Annotated in this window: 16 protein-coding genes, 4 pseudogenes and 2 CRISPR repeat arrays (1 of these 22 cut by a window edge); of the genes and pseudogenes, 9 read left to right on the top strand and 11 right to left on the bottom strand. The window is 69.1% G+C overall.

The window, feature by feature from the left end:
- Positions 1 to 1,490: direct repeats of the CRISPR family, unit length 29 nt; unit sequence CTGCTCCCCGCACCCGCGGGGATGGTCCC (it extends 493 nt beyond the left edge of the window).
- Positions 1,491 to 1,517: 27 nt separating this feature from the next.
- Positions 1,518 to 2,867 carry an NsdA family TPR-like regulatory protein gene (locus AC5L3C_RS37590; RefSeq protein ID WP_493654196.1) on the bottom strand — a complete coding sequence of 450 codons (1,350 nt, stop codon included), beginning with the start codon at positions 2,865 to 2,867 and terminating at the stop codon, positions 1,518 to 1,520.
- Between the two features lie 133 nt (positions 2,868 to 3,000).
- On the opposite strand from AC5L3C_RS37590, the gene AC5L3C_RS37595 reads away from it, so the two are divergent.
- Genes AC5L3C_RS37595 through AC5L3C_RS37605 form a run of 3 tightly spaced genes read left to right on the top strand, consistent with a single transcriptional unit; the run spans position 3,001 to position 4,627 of the window.
- Positions 3,001 to 3,519: an ATP-binding protein gene (locus AC5L3C_RS37595; protein WP_493653683.1), complete on the top strand. Its 519-nt coding sequence runs from the start codon at positions 3,001 to 3,003 to the stop codon at positions 3,517 to 3,519.
- A 44-nt stretch (positions 3,520 to 3,563) separates the two neighbouring features.
- Complete coding sequence (locus AC5L3C_RS37600) at positions 3,564 to 3,929, top strand: DUF6415 family natural product biosynthesis protein (protein ID WP_493653685.1); 366 nt, start codon at positions 3,564 to 3,566, stop codon at positions 3,927 to 3,929.
- Positions 3,926 to 4,627, top strand: coding sequence for a hypothetical protein (locus tag AC5L3C_RS37605; protein WP_493653687.1), 702 nt, complete (start codon positions 3,926 to 3,928; stop codon positions 4,625 to 4,627). The genes AC5L3C_RS37600 and AC5L3C_RS37605 overlap by 4 nt, the downstream gene beginning before the upstream one ends.
- An 88-nt stretch (positions 4,628 to 4,715) precedes the next feature.
- Here AC5L3C_RS37605 and AC5L3C_RS37610 read toward each other — a convergent pair.
- Positions 4,716 to 5,124 (bottom strand): annotated as a pseudogene (locus tag AC5L3C_RS37610) (pyridine nucleotide-disulfide oxidoreductase); the annotation flags it as partial.
- A 67-nt stretch (positions 5,125 to 5,191) separates the two neighbouring features.
- Positions 5,192 to 6,007: pseudogene (locus AC5L3C_RS37615) on the bottom strand (IS630 family transposase); the annotation flags it as partial.
- 68 nt (positions 6,008 to 6,075) lie between these two features.
- On the opposite strand from AC5L3C_RS37615, the gene AC5L3C_RS37620 reads away from it, so the two are divergent.
- Positions 6,076 to 7,277 (top strand): IS3 family transposase gene (locus AC5L3C_RS37620; protein WP_106963209.1). Its coding sequence is split into 2 segments (ribosomal slippage): positions 6,076 to 6,367 and positions 6,367 to 7,277, totalling 1,203 coding nucleotides; the frame shifts between segments, so codons are not numbered across the junction.
- 30 nt (positions 7,278 to 7,307) lie between these two features.
- Here AC5L3C_RS37620 and AC5L3C_RS37625 read toward each other — a convergent pair.
- The 4 genes and pseudogenes from AC5L3C_RS37625 to AC5L3C_RS37640 form a co-directional block, all read right to left on the bottom strand.
- Positions 7,308 to 7,613: pseudogene (locus AC5L3C_RS37625) on the bottom strand (helix-turn-helix domain-containing protein); the annotation flags it as partial.
- Between the two features lie 99 nt (positions 7,614 to 7,712).
- A pseudogene (locus AC5L3C_RS37630) lies at positions 7,713 to 8,447 on the bottom strand (helix-turn-helix domain-containing protein); the annotation flags it as partial.
- Positions 8,444 to 8,953 carry a hypothetical protein gene (locus tag AC5L3C_RS37635; RefSeq protein WP_493653688.1) on the bottom strand — a complete coding sequence of 170 codons (510 nt, stop codon included), beginning with the start codon at positions 8,951 to 8,953 and terminating at the stop codon, positions 8,444 to 8,446. The pseudogene AC5L3C_RS37630 and the gene AC5L3C_RS37635, both read right to left, overlap by 4 nt.
- A 20-nt stretch (positions 8,954 to 8,973) precedes the next feature.
- Positions 8,974 to 10,047: a DNA polymerase III subunit beta family protein gene (locus AC5L3C_RS37640; RefSeq protein WP_493654198.1), complete on the bottom strand. Its 1,074-nt coding sequence runs from the start codon at positions 10,045 to 10,047 to the stop codon at positions 8,974 to 8,976.
- A gap of 548 nt (positions 10,048 to 10,595) precedes the next feature.
- Here AC5L3C_RS37640 and AC5L3C_RS37645 point away from each other — a divergent pair.
- Positions 10,596 to 11,132, top strand: a complete 537-nt coding sequence (locus tag AC5L3C_RS37645; RefSeq protein WP_472094515.1) for a hypothetical protein — start codon at positions 10,596 to 10,598, stop codon at positions 11,130 to 11,132.
- Here AC5L3C_RS37645 and AC5L3C_RS37650 read toward each other — a convergent pair.
- Positions 11,089 to 11,880, bottom strand: coding sequence for an IS5 family transposase (locus AC5L3C_RS37650; RefSeq protein WP_472094517.1), 792 nt, complete (start codon positions 11,878 to 11,880; stop codon positions 11,089 to 11,091). The two genes, AC5L3C_RS37645 and AC5L3C_RS37650, sit on opposite strands and share 44 nt — an antisense overlap.
- A 370-nt stretch (positions 11,881 to 12,250) precedes the next feature.
- Here AC5L3C_RS37650 and AC5L3C_RS37655 point away from each other — a divergent pair, with 370 nt between their 5' ends.
- From AC5L3C_RS37655 to AC5L3C_RS37670, 4 genes are all read left to right on the top strand, one after another.
- Positions 12,251 to 13,141 (top strand): hypothetical protein, encoded by an 891-nt coding sequence (locus tag AC5L3C_RS37655; protein WP_493653690.1) that lies wholly within the window; start codon positions 12,251 to 12,253, stop codon positions 13,139 to 13,141.
- A gap of 309 nt (positions 13,142 to 13,450) precedes the next feature.
- On the top strand, positions 13,451 to 14,623 hold the full coding sequence (locus AC5L3C_RS37660; RefSeq protein ID WP_493653692.1) for a site-specific integrase: 1,173 nt from the start codon (positions 13,451 to 13,453) through the stop codon (positions 14,621 to 14,623).
- A gap of 265 nt (positions 14,624 to 14,888) precedes the next feature.
- The gene (locus AC5L3C_RS37665; protein ID WP_493653693.1) at positions 14,889 to 15,491 is read left to right on the top strand and encodes a hypothetical protein; all 603 of its coding nucleotides are present in this window, start codon (positions 14,889 to 14,891) and stop codon (positions 15,489 to 15,491) included.
- Between the two features lie 130 nt (positions 15,492 to 15,621).
- Entirely contained in the window at positions 15,622 to 17,295 is a 1,674-nt protein-coding gene (locus tag AC5L3C_RS37670; protein WP_493653695.1) for a DUF262 domain-containing protein, read from the top strand.
- 231 nt (positions 17,296 to 17,526) lie between these two features.
- Positions 17,527 to 17,861: direct repeats of the CRISPR family, unit length 29 nt; unit sequence CTGCTCCCCGCACCCGCGGGGATGGTCCC.
- 2 nt (positions 17,862 to 17,863) lie between these two features.
- On the opposite strand, the gene AC5L3C_RS37675 is transcribed toward AC5L3C_RS37670, so the two are convergent.
- The 3 genes from AC5L3C_RS37675 to AC5L3C_RS37685 all read right to left on the bottom strand — a co-directional run bounded on the left by AC5L3C_RS37675 (position 17,864) and on the right by AC5L3C_RS37685 (position 20,943).
- Positions 17,864 to 19,102: an amidase family protein gene (locus AC5L3C_RS37675; RefSeq protein WP_493654199.1), complete on the bottom strand. Its 1,239-nt coding sequence runs from the start codon at positions 19,100 to 19,102 to the stop codon at positions 17,864 to 17,866.
- A 158-nt stretch (positions 19,103 to 19,260) separates the two neighbouring features.
- Positions 19,261 to 20,166: a recombinase family protein gene (locus tag AC5L3C_RS37680; RefSeq protein WP_493653696.1), complete on the bottom strand. Its 906-nt coding sequence runs from the start codon at positions 20,164 to 20,166 to the stop codon at positions 19,261 to 19,263.
- Positions 20,167 to 20,361: 195 nt separating this feature from the next.
- Positions 20,362 to 20,943, bottom strand: a complete 582-nt coding sequence (locus AC5L3C_RS37685; RefSeq protein ID WP_493653698.1) for a pentapeptide repeat-containing protein — start codon at positions 20,941 to 20,943, stop codon at positions 20,362 to 20,364.
- Between the last annotated feature and the right edge of the window lie 2 nt (positions 20,944 to 20,945).

The following is a 20,945-nucleotide window of genomic DNA, read 5'->3' on the forward strand; positions in this document are numbered from 1 at the left end:
CCCCGCACCCGCGGGGATGGTCCCGAGCCCCTATACCACACTGGAGTGACCATGGCCTGCTCCCCGCACCCGCGGGGATGGTCCCGTGGTGAACGGCACGCTTTGGCCAGGCAACTACTGCTCCCCGCACCCGCGGGGATGGTCCCGCCGGTCTCCCGGCGGAGCACCACTATGGCACCTGCTCCCCGCACCCGCGGGGATGGTCCCCTGCGAGAGGTCGGGGACGCGGAGACGACGGCCTGCTCCCCGCACCCGCGGGGATGGTCCCCGGTGGGCGGACGTCTGCCACACCTGTCCGAACTGCTCCCCGCACCCGCGGGGATGGTCCCGTCCACATACGCCGGCATCCCCACTGATCCCCGCTGCTCCCCGCACCCGCGGGGATGGTCCCCCGACCTGATCTGAGAAAATATCCCGTATGGAACTGCTCCCCGCACCCGCGGGGATGGTCCCGCGGCATGACCCGCGAGGAGCGGCAGGCATACCTGCTCCCCGCACCCGCGGGGATGGTCCCAGGGCCGCATCACCCAGCAGCCCCCGGTCGAACTGCTCCCCGCACCCGCGGGGATGGTCCCATCGAGCGGGCCCTCACCGCGGCGATCTCGGTCTGCTCCCCGCACCCGCGGGGATGGTCCCAAGCGGTACAGCGTCGTCAACTCCATCGGGGCCTGCTCCCCGCACCCGCGGGGATGGTCCCGTCTCGTCGATGATCTGTCCCGGGTCCCGGTTCTGCTCCCCGCACCCGCGGGGATGGTCCCTTGATTGAATTAGCAGTGTCGAAAGGGGGCGGCTGCTCCCCGCACCCGCGGGGATGGTCCGGTTCCAGCGATCTCTTCTGTGCGGACTGCGAGCTGCTCCCCGCACCCGCGGGGATGGTCCCTCCCAACGAACGGAGCGATCATGTTGGAGCATCTGCTCCCCGCACCCGCGGGGATGGTCCCGCCTCAGCCCGGTACGCATCACCGCCCGCGTCCTGCTCCCCGCACCCGCGGGGATGGTCCCAGGTCGAGCAGGCTGCCCTGCATGGCGCTGACCTGCTCCCCGCACCCGCGGGGATGGTCCCCGCTCGTGCTCATCCCTCGCCCGCGCCGCCGGCTGCTCCCCGCACCCGCGGGGATGGTCCCCCCGACCACCTCGCAGGCGCCTGCGCTCAGCTCTGCTCCCCGCACCCGCGGGGATGGTCCCCCCGACCACCTCGCAGGCGCCTGCGCTCAGCTCTGCTCCCCGCACCCGCGGGGATGGTCCCCCCCGAGGGCCGCGCGCTACCCAGCGTGCACGCTGCTCCCCGCACCCGCGGGGATGGTCCCGACGCGAACGGCATCTGGGTGGCAGGAGCGATCTGCTCCCCGCACCCGCGGGGATGGTCCCTCCTCGAACCAGGCAACACAGTTGGACACGAGCTGCTCCCCGCACCCGCGGGGATGGTCCCGTCACGACCACTCCGGCGCCGACGCCCCACTGCTGCTCCCCGCACCCGCGGGGATGGCCCCCGCAGCTCCCTCGGAGGTGTCCCCGTTCTAGGCCTTGGCCGCCGCGACTTCGCGCACCCGGCCGGACAGCGCCCGCACCGCGCGCGTTTTGGCGTACGGCGTGAGCTCCTTGCGCATCGAGGTGAAGTGGTCGTCGCCACGGACGGACGAGACGTGCTCGTACTCGTCCAGGAACCGACCCCACGACTCGCACGACGCCTCGACGTGCCCGTACCGAAGCTGCCGCTGTGCCAGCAGGGCGTATGCGTGGACCCGGCCCTGCCGTTCGTTGGCCGGCTGCACCTTGATGGACTGCCGCAGAGCGCCGATGCTGCCGGGCAGGTCGTTCTCCTCCAGCAGAACGTGAGAGACGTGGAAGAGGTAAGCGGTCTGGTCGTAGCCGCCGATCGCGTCGCGCCGGCTGTCGGCCTTCGCGAGGGCCGTCTCGGCTTCGCGGAGCCGGGTGTGGGCCTGGCGGCGGTCCCCGACCATGCTTGCCGCGTGCGCCTGCTGCCCGCGGAGGAATGCCACCAGACGCGGGCCGGCCGACGGTGCGGCCTCGGCTGCGGAGTCCGCCAACTGCAGCGACATCCGCCCGTGTCGCAGGTTCGACGCCTGGAGAGACATGCCGCGCAGCGTGCGGCAGTAGGTGACGTGGTCGCTCGCCTCATCAGCGAGTTTGAGCGCCTGAAGGTAGTACTTCTGTCCCAGGCCGTGAGCCTTCTCGTACATCGCCATCCACCCGGTCAGATACGTCAGATCTGACGCGGCGGCGAGCATGTCCCGCTTCACCGGCTCGGAGGCCTGCGCCTTGAGCCACGGGCCGACGGTGTTGACGAGGAAAGCGGCCGCCATGGGCCGGGCGTGGCCGGCGCCGAACTCGTCGAGGATGTCGGCGATGCGTTCCGTCATGGACCGCACCGACGCCACTTGAGATGCACCGATGCGGGTGGTGGCCTTACCGGGGGTGACCGGGTCACTCGCCGCTCGCGCCGTGTGCTGGAACGCGGGCACGGACAGCGCGGCGGAGAACAGAGTCGCGGCCAGGACACCGCGACGGGATGGGTCCATGTCCGCCCTTCCTAGGTCGATCAACTCCTCCACAGTGTCGACCGGTTGGGAGCCGCCGGCGGACGCGGCAGGTTGCAGGCCGGCCTCCGCATGAGTGACCGGCCGCCCTAAGCGAGCGGACAGCGCCTCCAGGATCAGCGGCCTGACCTCGGGTTTCGGCGGCGTACCGGCAATCCAGTGGGCAACGGCTGTTCGGTCGTACGAAAGTGTCAGCCCGGCCTGCGGGCCGAGCCTGTTCACCTGCTGCGCCAGCTGAGTGCGCGTCCATCGTGCCTGCTCAAGCAGCCTGTCCAAGGCAGGGTTGGGCGTGCGGTCTCTCGTGGCCATGTCCTCAACTCCCGACAGCTCCACGGCGTTCACGGCGTTCACGGTCCCACCTGTTGCCAACGGTACCCGCAGACAGTGACCGCACGGTTACCTCTTACGAGTCAAGTACCGATCTCGGCCCTTGGGAGCAGAGGTGACCAGCGCACCACCATGGAGAAGAGGCGCCGTCGAGGCAGCCGGCGACCTCTGCCGCGAGCGGCGGCCGGAACGCCCTCGTCCGACCGACGACCAGGGGAGCGTGTGCTTCGAGGTCTGCCCGCCAGGGACCGGAGACGCCATCCCCGACCAGCACACACGCCGTGTGGGGATGGCGCGGCGGCTGACCGCGGCCCGGCTGCGGTTCTGCGGCTTGGAACCGCTGGTCGACGACGCCGAGCTCATCGTCTCGGAGCTGGTCACCAACGCCATTCGGCACGGGACTGGCGCACAGGTCACCTTCACCATGACGGTCCGGAACGGTTTCCTGCGCCTGGCCGTCCATGGCGAGACAACCGGCCTGCCGGTCGTTCGCCACGCCGACGACGACGCCGAACGCGGTCGCGGCCTGTTCCTCGTCGACCGCCTCGCCTCCGCTCACGGCGGCACCTGGGGGACCAGCGACGCCGGAACCACCACCTGGTGCACCCTCGCCGTACCGGACAGCCGAGCGTGACCGCGCCCGGCACCGCGAGCCCGACACGTCCGTGGACCCCGCCCTTGTCCGGCGGAGAGCTCGCCACCGTCCTGAACAGACTTCACGACTGGAACCCGTTCGACGGTGGCGCCCTCCTCGACGACGTCGCCGTGGTCCTGGACGACGTCCCGCCGGCCGAAGAGGCGACCGAGGAGATCGCCGAGCGGCTCCGCGGACACCTCATCCGGCTGTCGGACATCGCCGTCGCCACCGGAGCCGAACGGGACCCCGTCGCGGCGCGGCTCATCGAGCAGGCGCGCACGCTGCGCGGCGAAGACCCGCCAGGCGACCACTGGACGGCCGTCGGGCACCTGCGCCGGCTGGGCTGGACCGCCAACGAACTCCTCGAGCGGCTCGTCGCCGTCCGCTGTCTAAAGGAAGCACAATGACCCACACCGCCTCACCGCGTACGAGCGAGAACACCGTGCGCACCGAGCCGCTCCTCGTCCCGTTCGTCATTCAGCGCGAGGGGGAGGATGCGGCCCCTGACAATCTGCTGCTGACCCCCATCGGAGGGCCGGGGAGCCGCTACCGGCTGCGCTACGCCGACGAGGACCCCCGCGACCGCGACCTGCGCGGCGTGCTGTGGGCCCGCTGCTCCTTCGGCGCGGTCGACGACTTCGGCGAGCCCAGGGGCAAACCGCAGTGGCGCATGATGCATCCTCTGCGGCAGCGGGGAACGATGCAGGCGATGCGCTGCCAGGTCTGCGCCGAACGCGCACGGACCCCCCTCGGGTTCATCTTCCTCGCAGGCCCGAACACAGTGGACCCCGACGACCCCGGGATCCTCACCAACCAGCCACCGGTGTGTGCCCGGCACGCGCGCACCGCCGCCGACCTGTGCCCGCACCTCACGCGCGACCCGATGGTGCTCCTGGCACAGGGCGCGCCCCTGTACGGAGTGAACGGCGTCGGCTACGGCTACGGCTCCCAGGGCGTGCAGGTCGTGGAGCGGCCGGCCGGACCGATCCCGTACGGCCACCCGCTCCTGCCGACCGTCCTGGCCTCCCAGATGGTGCGCCGGCTCAATTCCTTCCGGCTCATGGGTCTGGACGAACTGTTCTGGGAGTTGGAGCGCGCCGGATAAGACCCCTGCTTGGCGGCCCGGTTGTCCCCCGGCCGGGCCGCCGGGCAGGCTCGGCGGAGTTGCACAACTGTTGCAAGAACGATCTTGGTCAGTTCAGTGCCGCCTTGCGTTCCTGTTCTCGGAGCGGGGCGCCGGGCAGGAGTTTCCTCTTCGGGCCGAACAGCATGGGCCGGAGCATGTCGGGGGAGAACGGGCGGGTCGGGGGCTCGAGCAGGCTCATGACGTCGAGGAGGGTGTTGAGGGCGCGGGGGTTGGCGGCGCCGGTCTCTACGCAGCGGTCGACGTAGCGGGCGAGGAGCCTTTCCACGGCGGTGGGCGGGGGTGTCGGAGGCGCCCGGGTAGAGGGCGTCCTGACCGACTGCCAGGTTCCATGCGGCGCCGACGGGACGGGCTGCCGCGCGCTGTATGCGCCGGGCGGTGCCGGGTTCGGTGAGGGGGCGGGAGCGTAGTACGTCACGGACGGCGAGCGCGCACTGGACGGCGACGGACAGGCCGTGGCGGGCGGAGACTTCGGGCTTCGAGTTCGACGATTAGGAGCTCCAGCGGGCAGGAACACCAGTTCGTTCAGGCTGCTGGGGCGAGTGGGCGTCCGCCCCAGCGGATGCCCTTCTCGCTGCGAATGCGGGCGCGTTCCTTGCGCTGTGCGGCGAGTACGTCGGGGTGGCGGGCGTTGGCGTTGCGCCAGCGCAGGTAGCGGTGCAGGGCCCGGGTCTGCGCGGGGTGGCTGCGATGTTGGGAGTTGGCCAGGGTGAACTGCCGCAGTGGGCCGAAGTGCGCCTCGATCGGATTGGCCCAGGACGCATAGGTCGGGGTGAAGCACAGCTCGACCTTGTTCCTCTTCGCCCAGCGGCGGATGTCGGCGCCGGTGTGGGCGGAGAGGTTGTCCAGGATGATGTAGATCGGGGCGCCGTCGGATCGGGCGGCGCGGATCGGCTTGAGCGCGGCCAGCGTGTTGGCGGTGCCCTTGCGGCGGCGGTTGACTCCCCACAACCGGTCGTCGCCGACGGAGTAGCAGCCGTGGAAGTAGGTCACACCATGGGTGCGGCGGTAGGTCGCCGGCAGACGGTCGGGCTTGCCCTGCTTCGCCCAGCAGGAGCCTGCGGTGGGCCGGATCCCCAGGGGCCCGAACTCGTCGAAGGCGAAGACCCGGTCCGGGAAGTGCTCCAGGACGTGCTCGATGCGGTCGAGTTTGGCGTCGCGCTCGGGGTCGGGCGACTCCTTCCAGGTCTTGGTGCGCTGGAAGGTGATGCCGCGGCGCAGGAGCAGGCACCGTAACGCTTCGCGGCCGATGCGGATGACATGTCCGTGCACGCGGCGCAGGTAGGCGGCGAGTTTGCGGATCGACCAGCGGGTGAAGGGCTGGCCGAGCTTGGTGGGACGGGGGGCCTTGACCCTTGATCCTGGACACACGAGACACTGGATCCTGAGGATCTGAGAACGGACATCTCGTGGTCATGAAGAACTATCCGCCGCAGTTCAAGGCGGACGCGGTCGCGCTGTACCGGTCGCGGCCCGAAGCCACGATCAGGCAGGTCGCTGCCGATCTGGGGATCAATCCCGAGACCCTGCGTAACTGGGTCCGGGCCGCTGGTGCGAGCCGGCCCCGGGGACGCCGGGCCGAGGTGCCGGCCGAGCCGCCCACGCCGTTGGAGGCGGAGAACGCCGCTCTGCGCAGGAAGGTCCGCGAGCTGGAGGAGGAACGCGAGATCCTGCGCAAGGCGGCGAAGTATTTCGCCGGGGAGACGCGCTGGTGAACCGCTTCCAGTTCGTCGCCGACCACCACCGCCGCTACGGCGCGAAGCGGCTGTGCACCATCCTCGGCATCGCCCGCTCCAGCTTTTACTACTGGCGCCGCACCGCTGCGGACCGGGCCGCCCGGCAGGCGGCCGACGCTCGCCTTGCCGCCCGGATCCGGGCCGTGCACCGCGAGTCGGACGGCACCTACGGCGTCCCAAGGATCACTGCCGAGCTCCGCGAGGCGGGCGAGCGCGTCAACCACAAGCGGATCGCGCGCGTCATGCGGGGTGCCGGTCTGGCGGGCGTGCGTCTGCGCCGCAGACACCGCACCACTGTTGCGGACCAGGCCGCAGCGAAGGCCCCGGACCTCATCGGCCGCGACTTCACCGCAAGCAAGCCGAACACGAAGTACGTCGGCGACATTACCTATCTCCCGCTGGACGGCGGGAGGTTCCTCTATCTGGCCACCGTCATCGACCTCGCCTCACGGCGCCTTGCCGGCTGGGCGATCGCGGATCACATGCGCACCGATCTCGTCACCGACGCCCTGGCCGCCGCCGAACAAACCCGCGGCAGCCTCGCCGGGGCGGTCCTGCACACCGATCACGGCGCCCAGTACACCAGCCGGGCCTTCGCCGACGCCTGCCGCAAGGCCGGCGTCCGCCAGTCCATGAGCACGATCGGCTCCAGCGCGGACAACGCGCTCGCCGAGTCCTTCAACGCGACGTTCAAACGCGAGACGCTTCAGGGTCGAAAGCACTGGTCCACCGAGAGCGAGGCCCGCCTCGACGCCTTCCGCTGGCTGCACCGCTACAACACCCGACGCCGTCACTCCCGCCTCGGACACCGCAGTCCGATCGCCTACGAGAACACCATCCGAACGACATCAACTACGCTGGCGCAAGCCGCATAACCCGTGTCCAGGAACCGGGGTCAAGGCCCCGGTGGTGGCCGTCTGGACGACGAAGTCCTCGTCGTCACGACTGAGCAGGCGGGGACGGCCTCCCGCCCATCGAGGGTCCAGGCAGGCCAGACCGATCTCGTTGAACCGGTGGATCACGTCGCGCACTGTGTCCTCGTCGGCCTGGACCAACTGGGCGATCACCGGGACACGGTTCCCGCCGGCGGACGCGAGCAGCATCATCGCCCGCCGGTAGCGCACCGAGCTTGTACTTCCCCGGCGCACGATCTGCTGCAGCTTCTGCCCCTCCTGGTCGGTCAGTCTGCGCACCCGCACAGGCTCGGCCACCACACCTCCAGCGATCAGAACGGACGTCACCGCCCATCCAACCGCTCCGAACGCCAACCCGGCGAACCTTCCCGGTCAGAGCACTAGGAGGTCCCGGGTGAAGCTCTCGGCGCGATAGCAGGCGCCGTTGTCTGTCACGATCCGTTCAATGCGTGTGATCCCGTGTGCGGCCAGCCAGGCGCGCGCACGGTGCAGGAAGGCGATCGCGGTGGTGGCCTTCTCGTCAGGCAGTGCTTCGGTGTAGGCGAGACGGCTGTACCCGTCTATGGCCGAGTGCAGATAGACGTAGCCGCCGCGCTCGGTCTTCTTTCTCCGGCTGACGGCTTTGGCTTGGTCGCTGCCGCGTCCGTGTGCGCGCCAGCCTCCGCCGTCGGGGATGCGGCCCACCTTTTTCACATCGACGTGGACCATGTGGCCTGGCCGTCGGGCTTGGATTTTTCGCGGTTGTCGGTTGACCTCACCATTCGGGTCGATGAATCGACGTCGGCTGATGCCAAGCTCAGCCAAGTGCCTGCTGACGGTCCGTCGGCTGATTGGCGATCCGGCCTGGGCCAACTCGAAGGCAATCCGGGACGCGGACCACTTGTGGGTCCGGCGCAACTGTTCTATGAGTATGAGGACCTCGGACGGTGTAGTGGTCGGCTGGTGGTGGGGCGCAGAAGAGCGGTCCTCCAGCCCGAGTTCGCCGTGGCTCCGATATCGATTGACCCACTTCGATGCGCATGCCCGGGACACCCCCATCTCGGCCGTGACGTGCCCAATCGGCCTTGTCCGGCAACGCTCGACCAGCCGACGGCGCCCCTCGACGGTGAGGGGCGCGTTCCGGTGCGTCATGCAGTGGGACCGGGCACGGAGGGCCGCTTGGCGGTGTCTCGCTGGGAAATGGCCTCTGCCACCTCGTCAAGGGCCGTGCGCAGGAAGGCACCGTATGCGTCCTGGGGAAGGTTGGGGGCGTGCTCCTTGGCCGTGTTGATGTGCTCGGTGGCAGCGTCGAAGGAACCGAGTCGGCGGTAGTTGTCGGCCAGGTTGAGGTGAAGGGAAGGGTAGAACCCGGAGATGTGGAGGCTGGCGTGGTGCTCTTGGACGCGCTGTTCGGTCGCGGCGTCGGCAGCGTCCAGGGCGCGAACGTCCCAGGCGAGGGCCTGGGCGGGATCTTCGTAGAGGTCCGCCAGGTAGTGGGCGAGTGAGCAACGGTGCAGCGGGTCGCCGGTGACGCCGATCGCCGACCACAGGTTCAGGAGCTTGTGGCGGGCGGAAATGATGTCGCCCGTTCGGCCTTCGATGACGGCTTGGCCGATGGCTTCCATGGTCGGGTCGGGGCTGGCAGGTGTGGTGGTCATGGGGTTCCTCGTTGTCGTTCTCAGGCTGAGTGGTCGAACTTGATGGGCATGGCCAGGGTGGTGAGATCTCCGCGGTCGGCGGAGCGGATCGTGAGGGGCCGATCGTGTCCCCTCAGGTCGAACATCACGTCGGGGCCGATCGCCGTGCTCACGGCGGGATAGAGCGTGGTCATCTCGAACCGGATCTGGAGGTCTTCGCCCGTCACGGTGGCGGGGAGCGGGATGCCGGGGTGCTCGTCGTCTGCTGACCGGACGTTCACTACGTGATCGCCGATGTGCAGTGCGATGCGTTCGCCAGGGTGTTCTTCCAGGGCGCGCAGCAGCAGGTCCTTCGAGACCGTCGCGCGAGTAGTGGCTTCTCCCAGGGACGCGAGCATCAGCCGGTGGTCGGGGAATTCCTCGGACAGCAACCGGCAGTGCCGGTCCTCCCGCTCGGGCATGCGTAGCCAGATCCCATGCGGCACCGCTTCGATGCGGACCCGCGCACTGCGCCGGACCTCGGCGACTGCGGCCCGCAGATCGTCGCCGTTTACCGTGCCGACCCACACCTGTGCCGGTGGTTCTGGCGGCACCAGGGTCCGGGTGGCGAGCCGGTATCGGTTGGTCGCCGTAAGGGCGATCGCCTCATGACTCGCCTCGATGTGCAGGCCGGCGAGCACCGCCATCCCCGGCTCCTGCGCGGTCGCGGTCAGGACCTGCTCGACCGCATCCGCCAGGACAGGGCCCTTCAGCGTGGCGATCAGCAGACCAGACACGTTGGCACCAAGCGCGGACTTGATGACACCAGCCTTCTGCAGTGCCGCAGCCGCATCTCCCACGATCTTGGCGACATGCTCGTCGAGCAGCCGTGCCGCCTCCTCGGTCTCGGCGTCGAGGACCGACTCGACCGCAGCGAGGGGCATGGCGATCTCGCGGAGCTGACGCAGTGCGGTCGCCCGCGCCAGCTGGTCGGCGTCGTAGTAGCGGTAGCCCGTGACCGGGTCCACTTCGGCAGGAGGCAGCAGCCCGGAGTCGGCGTAGAACCGCAACGCGCTGGAGGTCAGGCCACTGCGCTGGGCAAAGACCCCGATCGGCATCAGCTCGGAATTTGGCACCTCGCCATCATTGAGCTTCAACCAACTCGAAGGTCAACATCGGCAAGGGGCGTCACCAACGTCATGGCCAGCAACAGCTAATCGGCGTCGCGGGGGCCCTTCCACCACCTTCTTGGCAACGCTCGACCTCATAGGCGCAGGAGGTCGGTGGTACCCGCTGCTCGGAGCTTCCTCCGTCCTGCCCCTGCAGGAGGAGCACGAGAAGTGTCACGACGACGGCCCCCACGGTGAGGGGAGTTGCCAGATCCTTCCACTTGTACGCCGCGTAAGCGGTCAGCAGACCGACCAGGAGCAAGACAACGAGGTCTAGGTCGACGTGCCAGGTATCCATCTCCGCGCCTCTCGGCTCGGGCCTGCTCACAGCACTGTTCAGGCGGGGAGCGAGCAGGCTCTGCTCGTAAGCCCCTGGGCGGAAGTGCCAGGAGCCCTGCGCTAAGAAGCTGTTGTCTTTCCGAGTGTGATCAGTGGGTTTCCGCAGGTCGTGGATGGGTGCGGTAGGTCCGTGAAAGTAGTGGCCTGTCACGTTGTCGTTCCGTGGGAGGCCGTGAATGCCCTCGATCATCGGACTGCTGGAACAACAGGAACATGCTGCTCGACGCCGGGTCGACGGGCTTCGTGAGGAAGCCGACCGCGTCCAGGCCGAGTTGGCCGCGGCCGAGGAGGAATTGCGGGAGTGGTTGATCGCCCGGCGGCGAGTCGACACGGTTCTGGCTCCCGACGGAGCCGCCGGTGCCGGCGTTCAGGACGCTGCCGGTCCGCGGGAAGCGGGCGGGTGGCCGACATCCCGTGATGCGGCCCGGCCGAAATCGCAGGTGCCGGTGTGGCGTGCGGGGATGGCCTCGTCGGTGCTGTCGGTCGACTACCAGCGGATCGTTCAAGCAGTCGCGGACCGGGCCCGTCTGGAGCAGGGGCCTGTGACGTGCCAGGAAATGGCCGCGGGGTTCGGCATGGACGTGGTGCCGGCACGGGTGGAGGCATTGCGGTCGAAGGCGAAACGCCTGGTCGCCCGGGGCTGGCTGGCCGAGCCCACTCCCGGACAGTTCACCCTCGCTCCCGGTGCGGCCGGGCCAGGCGACGGATCATGAGGGCGGTCATCGACCAGTAGATCATCACCTCGGCACTGGTGACACGGCGCTCGAAATCGCGGGCCAGGCGGCGGCTGCGCATCAGGTGCGCGAACAGACGCTCGACGATCCACCGCTTGGGCAGCACCACGAACCCCTTCACGTTGTCGCTGCGCTTGACGATCGCCACCACCAGGGCGAACGTGGCCAGGCAGTGCTCGACGAGGCTGCCGGTGTAGCCGCCGTCGGCCCAGACGAGGGCCAGGCGGTGGTGGGCAGCGGCAACCTGTTCCAGCAGGACGCGGGCAGCGGCCCGGTCGCCGGCATCCGCGCCGGTGACCATGACGCCGAGCAGCAGGCCGAGGGTGTCGACCACGACGTGCCGTTTGCGGCCGTTGACCAGCTTCCCGCCGTCGAAGCCACGACTGTCGGCGCCGACCACGGCGTCCGCCTTGACCGACTGCGAATCGATCATCCCGGCCGTCGGCCGGGGATCCCGCCCCGCCTTCTCGCGGACCTGCCCGCGCAGCCGGTCGTGGAACTCCCGGACCAGGCCGTGGTCGCGCCAGCGGCGGAAGAACGCGTAGACCCGGTCCCACGGCGGGAAGTCGACCGGCATCGCCCGCCACTTGATCCCGTTGTCCACGAGATAGGCGATGGCGTCCAGCATCGCCCGGTGGCAGTACGCCTCCGGCTGCCCGCCCCGGCCGCGCATCCAGCCAGGCTCCGGCAGCAGCGGCCGCACCACCGCCCACTCCGCGTCCGTCATGTCACTCGGGTAACGGCGCTCGTGCAGCGCATGGTCGGCAGCGTTTCCGAACCGGTGAGCCAGACAGTCACACTCCCGGGTGCCCGCGGTGGACTGCACAGGCATCGGCACGCAAGACTGCGACACCAGGGCCTCCTGATGCTCGGTGATTCGACACCAGCGAGCTGTTCAGGAGGCCCTCCTCTCATGCGCCGAGCACACCACGACCACCCGATCGGGACGACCGTTCGATCACCAAGTCCCGAGAACGGTACGACAACGGCTTCTAAGGCTCGCGACGATCACCGCCACATCCTGGCCGACAAAATCGGGGGTTTTCTGCAGGGCGACGGAAGGCCATCGAACATGGGGCACTTGCGATAGTGGACACGTGGCGTCGGGAGCATTGACCAACCAAGGCCTCGTCCTGCGAGACCTCTACGGGTGGCCGGGGTGGGTAATCGAGGTCGATATCAGCTGGCGGACCTGGAGCGCCGGGGAGGTTCGGGACATCTCTCCACCACGCACCAGGCGCAACGCCCGGCGGCCATGCGACGACCCTGAGCTGGTACAGCGGATCAAGAAGGCTGCCGAGGCCTCCCGTGAGGTGCCCCGCAGCTCGATCTGGCTTGTCTCACTGGGCCTCCCTTCGCCCCACGGGAAGAAGCAGAACGGGGTACAACTGCGCGCGGAGACCATCGCAACCCTGTACAGGTACGCGCTGCAGCTCGGGCTCTCTCCCAAACGCGCCATCTCCGAGGTCTACGGGCTCCCCGTCATAGAAGCACCCGGTGAACGTGCGCAATACTCCCGCAAGTTGGAGCGGTGGATCGAACAGGCCCGCAAGACGATCAACCCGGTCACCGGCCGACCGTACCTGTCGGCCTACGACTCCGAACGGCACGCCCCGCGATTGTGGCCTATCGGCCGCGGGCACCCACTTGAGCCCCGCCGCGCCCAGCCAGCGCTGCCGGAGCCAGTCCGAAAGGGACCATATGTCGGGCGTACGCTGACCTTGCGAGTAATACGGACGCCCCCGCCCGCGCGGCAGGCCCAGGAGGCTCACGAGCAGGGGTGGCGACTGATCGGGCCGGACCTGGTCATCGAGGGGCAATGGTCGAACGGCGAGGAACCGCCACCCCTCCCCCTGCTGCGGGGAGTCAGCCCTGCTGAGACGCCTCTCCGGGTGCAGTCTCTGGTCAAGGAACTGGAAGAGCGCTACCCCGGAGCCAAGGTCCTGGCAACCGTCACCGCGCAGGCGATGGGCAACCCGGCAACGTGAACTGACTTTGGCGAGCGCCTGTCGTTGACAACCTCTCACCCCGGCGGATTGACGCACGAGGAGACGGCTCTGTCCCGCTACCCGCGGGGAGCGGGGAGCGGGGAGCGGGGACAAGATTTCCACGCCCTGCGGACCCCAATCACCCTGGGTGAGCGCACTGAAATCTTTCGTGCGCTACTGAAATCTCCACTGAAATGAATCTTGCGCTACTGGCATCTTCAGAGCCATCCGACATCGGTGAACTGATGGCTTGCTGCATCTAGCCTCGTATAATTTCCCTTATACGAGGCTAGTCTGACGGAGGGGCACGTGGCCGACTTCAGCGCAGGGGAAGTGGTCGACGCAGAGCTGGTCGACGAGGGCGAGAACCGAGCCCTTCCCACCCTCGCGGACGCGCGAGCACACCGACCCCTCATCGACCGGCACACGCTGCTGCGGCCGGACGCCCCGGTCCCGACGACGGCCGGCCTGCCGACGTACACCGAGGCGGACTTCCGGGTCTCGCAGGAGACGGCCGACCTGATCGATGGGGCCCCGCCCGCGAACACCTCCCGCACGTACGGCTCGGCCCTCGGGCAGTTCAGGACCTGGTGCGTGGAGAACGGCCGGGTACCGATGCCCTGCACCACGGCGACGTTCGTGGAGTACGTCGGGCACCTGGTGCAAAGGGACTTGGCGCCCTCGTCCGTCCAGGTGCACATGTCGGCCATCCGCTCCGCCCACCCCGACGGCCAGCAGCCCGGGACCAAGGAGGCGCGGCAGATCCTCCGCAAACACGCCCGGGACTGGGCCCGGCGCCGCGCGCCGAGGAAGGCGCCGCCGATTCGCACTGCGGCTCTGTCCGCCATGGTGGCCACCTGCGTCACGGCCGACGACCGCGAGCGGCCGAAGGCCCTCCGGGACGCCGCGCTGCTCACCCTCGGATGGGGAATGCTGTCCCGCCGCAGCGAGCTCGCGAACCTCCTGGTCGAGCACCTGGTCGTGGAGGACGACGGCGTGACCGTGCGCGTGGCGTTCTCCAAGACCGACCAGGCCGCCCACGGCGAGGACACCTTCGTGCCGGCCGACCCGGACGACCCTTCTCTCTGCCCCGTTGTCCGCGTGCGGGCGTGGCTGGAGGAACTGCGCCGACAGGGCTTCAGTTCAGGCCCGGTGTTCCGTCACATCACCCGCGGCGGGACCGTTCGCCTACGCTCCGGGCCGCGCGGCGACTTCCTCAGTCCCGACGCGATCGGAAACATCGTCAAGGCTCGCGCTCGGCTCGCCGGTGTCAGTGCCCCCGGTGGGCGCGCGGTGACTGCGCACGGCCTGCGCCGGGGGCCGGCACAGGAGATCTCCGAAGCAGGAGGGGACCCGACCGCGCAGGGCCGGTGGAAGCCCGGCTCTCCCACGGTCCGCAAGCACTACCTCGAGCCCGCCCGTGGCAAGACTGACAACCCGCTGCACGCCGCCCGGGCCAAGGCACGGGCGAGGGCCTGCTGACCACCCATACCGCAATCGTCACGTGACGATTGAACGGTGAGCCGATACTGTGTCTTCTTAATCATCACGTGACGATTGGATGAGGGGGACCATGACGACGTGCCAGGTGTGCGGCGGGGCACTGCCCGCGCAGCGTGGTCCCCGGGCCCGCCGCTACTGCTCACGGGCCTGCCAGGCCAAGGCATATCGTGCTCGTCAGCAACAGGAACAGACCCAGCGGCTCGCTCCCGGTAAGGAGGGGGAGCTGCTGAAGGAGTACGCGGGTGTGCCCGCGACGGAACTCGCCGGCAGGCTGGCCGCTGCCGCCCGACGTCTGGCAGAGGCACTGAGCGCCGAACGGCTTCCGGACGCCTCCGACCTTGGCGTTGTGGCGCAGATCCCGGTCGTGCTGACGGCTCGTGCTCGGAAGGCAGTCCCACCTGTTGCCGTAGTCGACCAAGCCACCGCTGCCGCCCCATCGCCTTCTGAAGTGCAGGCTCCGCCTACTGAACCGTCACGTGATGATTCAGCGCCAGCCTTTCCACCGGACAGGCAAGCTCCGAAGAGGACGAGACCTGCCCTGCGCAAGCGGTTCTCGCAGAAGGCCGCCCGCGCCGTCGCGGACAGTGCTCGTCTGGTCAAGGACGCGGACCACCGCGATACCCACCGGTGGAACCTGATCGCCGAGGACGGCACGGTCCTGGGTCACGTTGAACCGTCGTACGGCGGTACCGGTCGGGCCGGGCGCAACGGCTGGAACTACCGCATCACTGAGTCCTTCGCGGTCAGCGGTCCGTACAAGACGCGCAAGGAGGCCGCACTGCAGTGCGCCATGGCCTGGGTCCGCGTCGTCACTGCTCCGGTACGGCGCACCCTGACCGTCGACTGATTTACGGACCCTGCGAACGGACGGCTGCCCGGTACCCGGGAGGAGCCGAACCGGAGCGTTCCCAGTGTCCCGAAGTCAAGCTCGCATCACTCCTGGGACACAGCGCCAACGGCTCCTACATCATTGAGGTATGCAGCAACTTGAGGCGCAGGAAGTGTCCCTGCACAAGGTGTTCAGCAGCGACTACGACTTCAAGATCCCGGACTACCAGCGGCCCTACGCCTGGGACACCGAGCAGGCCGTCCAGTTGCTGACCGACCTGGAGGAGTCGCTGGACAGGGGGACGGAAGAGCCGTACTTCCTCGGATCCATCGTGCTCGTCAAGGCCAAGGGCAATGCGCCCGCCGAGGTCATCGACGGCCAGCAGCGTCTCACCACCCTGACCATCCTGCTCGCCCTCCTTCGTGATCTGACGGAGGACCCCGAGCTGGGCAACGATCTCGACAAACTGGTCACGGAGCCCGGCAACAAGGTACGCAGGCTCGCCCCCAAGCCCAGGGTCACCCTGCGGCTGCGTGACGCCGGCTTCTTCCAGCAGTACGTCCAAACGAAGGGAGCGACCGAGGCACTGCGGTCCCTCAAGGAGGAGGTGCTGCCGACGGATGCTCAGAAGGCCGTCCTGCGCAACGCGAAGGCGCTGCACGCGATACTCGCCGACTGGTCGGAGGAGCGACGGCTGGATCTCGTGCAGATGCTCGGCGAGCGCACCTTCCTGGTGATCGTCAGCACCCCTGACCTGGCCAGCGCGCACCGCATCTTCAGCGTCATGAACTCCCGGGGCATGGATCTGTCGCCCACGGACATCTTCAAGTCGCACATCATCGGCCCTCTGGACGAGAAGGCCTCGGAGGAGTGCGCTCGTAAGTGGGAGGACGCGGAGGAGGCCCTGGGGAGAGACGACTTCGCCGACCTCTTCCTCCACCTGCGCATGGTGTTCGCCATGAAGCGGGCCGAGCGGGAACTGCTCAAGGAGTTCCCCGAGCAGGTGCTCAGCCACTACCTGCCCGGCAAGGCCGAGTCGTTCGTCAACGACGTCGTCGTGCCGTACGCGGACGCCTACGTGCAGATCCGTGACGCCGGCTACTCAGCGTCCTCGGGAGCAGAGCAGGTCAACGCTTGGTTCAAACGACTCCAGCAGTTCGACAACAACGACTGGCGGCCGGCGGCCCTGTGGGCGCTGCGTAACCATGGTGACGACTCCGCCTGGCTCGACGAGTTCTTCCGCGCACTGGAGCGGCTGGCGGCCAGCATGTTCATCCGCCGCGTCTACACCACCCCCCGCGTCACGCGATACGCGGACCTCCTGCGCGAACTCGACGCGGGGAAGGGGCTGGACGCTGCCTCCTTCACTCTGACGGATGCGGAGAAGGCCGAGACGCTCGCGCGCCTGGACGGCGACATCTATCTCGTCACCAGGACCCGCAAGTACATCTTGCTGCGGCTGGACGAGATGCTGGCCGGAAAGCCCGGGGTCTCGTACGACCACACCCTCATCACCGTCGAGCACGTGCTGCCGCAGAACCCGAAGCAGGGGTCGCAGTGGCTGCGGCACTTCACCGACGAGCAGCGAGGGGAATGGACACACCGGCTGGGCAACCTCGTCCTGCTCAACCGTACGAAAAACTCCTACGCCCAGAACTACGACTTCTCCGAGAAGAAGACCAAGTACTTCACCGGCAGGCACGGCGTGTCCACGTTCGCCCTGACCAGCCAGGTGCTGCAGCACCAGGAGTGGGTGCCGGCCCTGCTGCAGAAGCGGCAGCGGCGGCTTCTGGGGCTGCTGGCCGACGAGTGGGATCTGTAGGGGTTCTTCTGTCGCGAGTGCCATCGGAGGGGGCGTTGCGGAAGCCGAATCCAGGGTGGGAGGAGACCGACGACTGCTGGTAACGCACAGCGGTCCCGCTGGCTCACCCGACAGTTGTAGCGTGGTTCGGCGCACCTTAAATCCGGAGCAACGGGTATGTGCCTTTTGTCGAAATCGGAGAAAGTAACCGAAACCCCACTTGGCCCGGGATAAACTCGCAGGTCAGCAAGTCTGCTCCCCGCACCCGCGGGGATGGTCCCCGCTGCCAGGACTCGGGGAGGAGTACCAGTGACTGCTCCCCGCACCCGCGGGGATGGTCCCGACTACACGGCGCTCTTTGCCGAGGAGTGCATCTGCTCCCCGCACCCGCGGGGATGGTCCCTTCGGCACCCGGGTCATGATGTACCGCTGGCCCTGCTCCCCGCACCCGCGGGGATGGTCCCGGGGACCGGGCCTTGCGCGGGTGCAGGGACCGGCTGCTCCCCGCACCCGCGGGGATGGTCCCGACGTGATGTGGGGCGACGACGACTCCGTGATCTGTTCCCCGCACCCGCGGGGATGATCTCGTTCAGGCGGTGAAGGAGGGTGGGGATACGGGTGTCGGGAGGGTGCGGGCGAGTTGCTGGGCCGCGGTGATCAGGGTGCGGTCGGACAGGTACGGGCCGATGATCTGGAGGGCGAGCGGCAGTCCGGTGTTCGTGCTGCCGGCGGGGAGCACGATCGAGGGCAGGCCGACGGGGCCGGCGAGGTTGATCCAAGTTGTCTGGTCGTAGAAGGACCGGCGTTCGCCGTCGACGGTGATGTGGCGCTGGGGCGGCGGGACGGAGGTCTGGTCGTCGACGGCCGCGGTCGGTGCTGCCGGCGTGATGAGGATGTCGTGTTGGGTGAAGTAGTCGGCCCACTGGCCGCGGAGCTTCTGGCGGTCCTCGTCGGCGCGCGCCCAGTCGCGGTGCCGCATGGTGCGTGATTTGAGGTGGAGGGCGTTGGGGTCGTCGTCGGGGAGCGCGTCGGCGGCTTCGCAGTCGGCGGCGAAGGCCTTGTCGTCGGCGGACGCGGCGGCGGTGGCGTACATCAGCCGTTGGAACAGGTGGTCGCTGGTGGCGAGGTCGACGGGCCGGGTGTTGTCGTCGACGGTGGCGCCGGCGGTGCGGACGAGTCGGGTGACCCGGTCGAGGAGGCCGCGGGGCGCGGAGCCGACGCGGCAGTGGTCATCGTCCGCCCACAGGCCGATGCGGTACTGGCGCAGGCTGGTGAACTTCGGGGCCGGGAGGTCGATGCGCCAGGCGGCGGCGTCGGCGGGGGCCGGAGCGGCGATCACGTCCAGGAGGACGTCCAGGTCTGCGGCCGTGCGGGCGATCGGGCCGAGGGCGAGCATGTCGGAGCTGGTGAGCCATCCCGGCGGGCGCGGGATGTGGCCGCGGGTCGGCACGACGGGTGCGGCGCCGCGGGAGGTGCGCAGGGCGTAGACGCCGCAGTACGCGTCCGGGAGGCGCAGGGAGCCGGCGAGGTCGGAGCCGACCTCCAGTGCGGTGAGGCCGGCGGCGACGGCCACGGCCGGGCCGCCGGAGGAGCCGCCCGCGGTCCTGGTCTCGTCGAACGGGTTCTTCGTCCTGCCGAAGACCGGGTTCGACGTCTGGATGTCCTGGCACATGGCCGGCACGTTCGTCTTGCCGACGATGATGGCGCCGGCCGCGCGGAGTAAGTTCCGCCAGAGTCGTGGATCAGTGCACTCGACACCCTGGCGGTGGCAAGCTCCAAGCGGACCTTCGGGACGTCGCAGCGATCCCGTTGCCAGCTGACCGTTCATGCCGCTGCCGCCGGGCCGGTATGCCGGACAGGTGGACACGACCGCCCACCGCACCTGTCGCCCCACGAGCCGCGCTGGCGAGAAGGACTTGCGGCCGCCACCCGCTACTACGGCTTCGGGGATCAATCAGGACGTGGTTAGCGGTAAGCCTCTGATGATCAGGTCGCGGCCGTGATGCGGGTGGCGTAGACCCGGTGGGCCTTGCGCTCGGCGGAGCTGGCGGATTCGGTGGCGAGGGCGGCGGCCTGCTGCAGCGCGGTGCGGTGGAGTTCGAGCGGTGCGGTGATCCGGAGGGAGTGGCCCTGGCCGCGGCGGATGGTCCGGCCGGAGGCGAGCGCGGTGCGGACGGTCTCGTCGCCGCCGGCGAGCAGGTGGTCGGCGAGCAGGCCGGGCAGGTCGAGGGTGATCACCGGGTCCGGCTCCGGCTGCTGTTCGGTGGCCGGGGCCGGGAGGACGTCGAGCTGCTCGGGCAGTTCGCGGGCTCCGGCGGCGTCCAGGACGCGGCGGATCGTCTTCGGGTCGACCTGGTGCTGCCGGGCGAGGGCCTTGACGGCGGTGCCTTCGCCGAACGCCTCGACCACCTTCGCCGCCTGGTCGGGGTCGAGCGCGGCGGGGCGGCCGAGCGTCTTGCCGGCGGCTTCGGCGGCGGCGACGCCTTCGCGGGTGTTCTCCGAGATCATGTCGCGCTGGAACTCCAGCACGGCGGCGAGCACGTTCACCATCATCTTGGTGCCGGGGTCGTCGGAGGCGAGGTCGATGCCGGACAGCAGCCCGGACTCGACCCGCAGGTGCAGGCCGCGGCGGATCAGCACCGGCCGCAGGGCGAGGATGTCCGCCACCGAGCGGAAGAGCCGGGCTGCGTCGGCGATGCGGATGGTGTCGCCGACGGCGGCCTCGTTCAGCAGCCGGGTGAAGCCGGCGCGGTCGAGCGAGAGCTGCCGGGTGGAGGTGGCGGGGTCCTCGTAGACGGGGGCGCCGGCGGCCAGCAGCGGGGCCAGGGCGTGGCGCTGGCGGGCGTCGGTCTGCTTGTCGGTGGAGTGCCGCAGGTAGAGCCGGTCGGCCATGTGCTCTTCGCCTTCCCCGGGTGGGCCGAGCGGGGCCCGGCGGTGTCCGCGGACCACCCTAGCGGAGGCGGAATGGGGAGGCGGAACGGGGGGCCGGATTCGATTGGATCGGCGGCCGGTTCCGGCAGGTCGACGGGCCGAGCCGATTGGATCTGCGAGAGGGGGTGGAATCGACCGTTTCCGCCCCCTGAGGTTTTATGGATTCGGAGACAGCCAAGCCGGGGGCAGCTCGACTGCGGCAGGAACAGGAGTACCGACAGCGTCGAGGAGCCCATGCGGGGCTGGCCCCGTCGCACCATGAAAGGACACCGCGCCGCCGGAGAACGTCGCGCTGAGGAAGGACACTATGCCGCCGGAGAGCGTCGCGTGCTTGATAGCCACCGCGCCGGCAGAGAACGTCGCGCCGTCGAAGGACACTCTGGCGCCGGAAAACATCGCGCCGTTGATGAACACTCTGCCGCCGGAGAACCCCGCGCCGTCGAAGTCCAGGTTGCCGCCGGAGAGCGTCGCGACGTTCAAGTCCAGCTTGCCGCCGGAGAACGTCGCGCCGTGGAAGGAAACTCTGCCGCCGGACACCATCGTGAGATGGAAGGACACTATGCCGCCGGAGAACGTCGCGCCGTGGAAGGTCACCTTGGCGCCGGAGAACGTCGCGCGGAAGAAGGACATCACGCAGGCGGAGAACGTCGCGTCGTCGAAGGACACAGCGCCGCCGGAGAACGACGCGCCCGCAAAGGTCACTTTGGCGCCGGAGAACGTCGCACCGTCGAAGGTCACCT

It is taken from the genome of Streptomyces speibonae (assembly GCF_984686075.1).

Coding starts and splice junctions, on each gene's coding strand:
- AC5L3C_RS37590 (WP_493654196.1), bottom strand. CDS start 2,867: ATGGCCACGAGAGACCGCACGCCCAACCCTGCCTTGGACAGGCTGCTT.
- AC5L3C_RS37605 (WP_493653687.1), top strand. CDS start 3,926: ATGACCCACACCGCCTCACCGCGTACGAGCGAGAACACCGTGCGCACC.
- AC5L3C_RS37635 (WP_493653688.1), bottom strand. CDS start 8,953: ATGACCACCACACCTGCCAGCCCCGACCCGACCATGGAAGCCATCGGC.
- AC5L3C_RS37645 (WP_472094515.1), top strand. CDS start 10,596: ATGCCCTCGATCATCGGACTGCTGGAACAACAGGAACATGCTGCTCGA.
- AC5L3C_RS37650 (WP_472094517.1), bottom strand. CDS start 11,880: ATGACGGACGCGGAGTGGGCGGTGGTGCGGCCGCTGCTGCCGGAGCCT.
- AC5L3C_RS37670 (WP_493653695.1), top strand. CDS start 15,622: ATGCAGCAACTTGAGGCGCAGGAAGTGTCCCTGCACAAGGTGTTCAGC.
- AC5L3C_RS37675 (WP_493654199.1), bottom strand. CDS start 19,102: ATGAACGGTCAGCTGGCAACGGGATCGCTGCGACGTCCCGAAGGTCCG.
- AC5L3C_RS37680 (WP_493653696.1), bottom strand. CDS start 20,166: ATGGCCGACCGGCTCTACCTGCGGCACTCCACCGACAAGCAGACCGAC.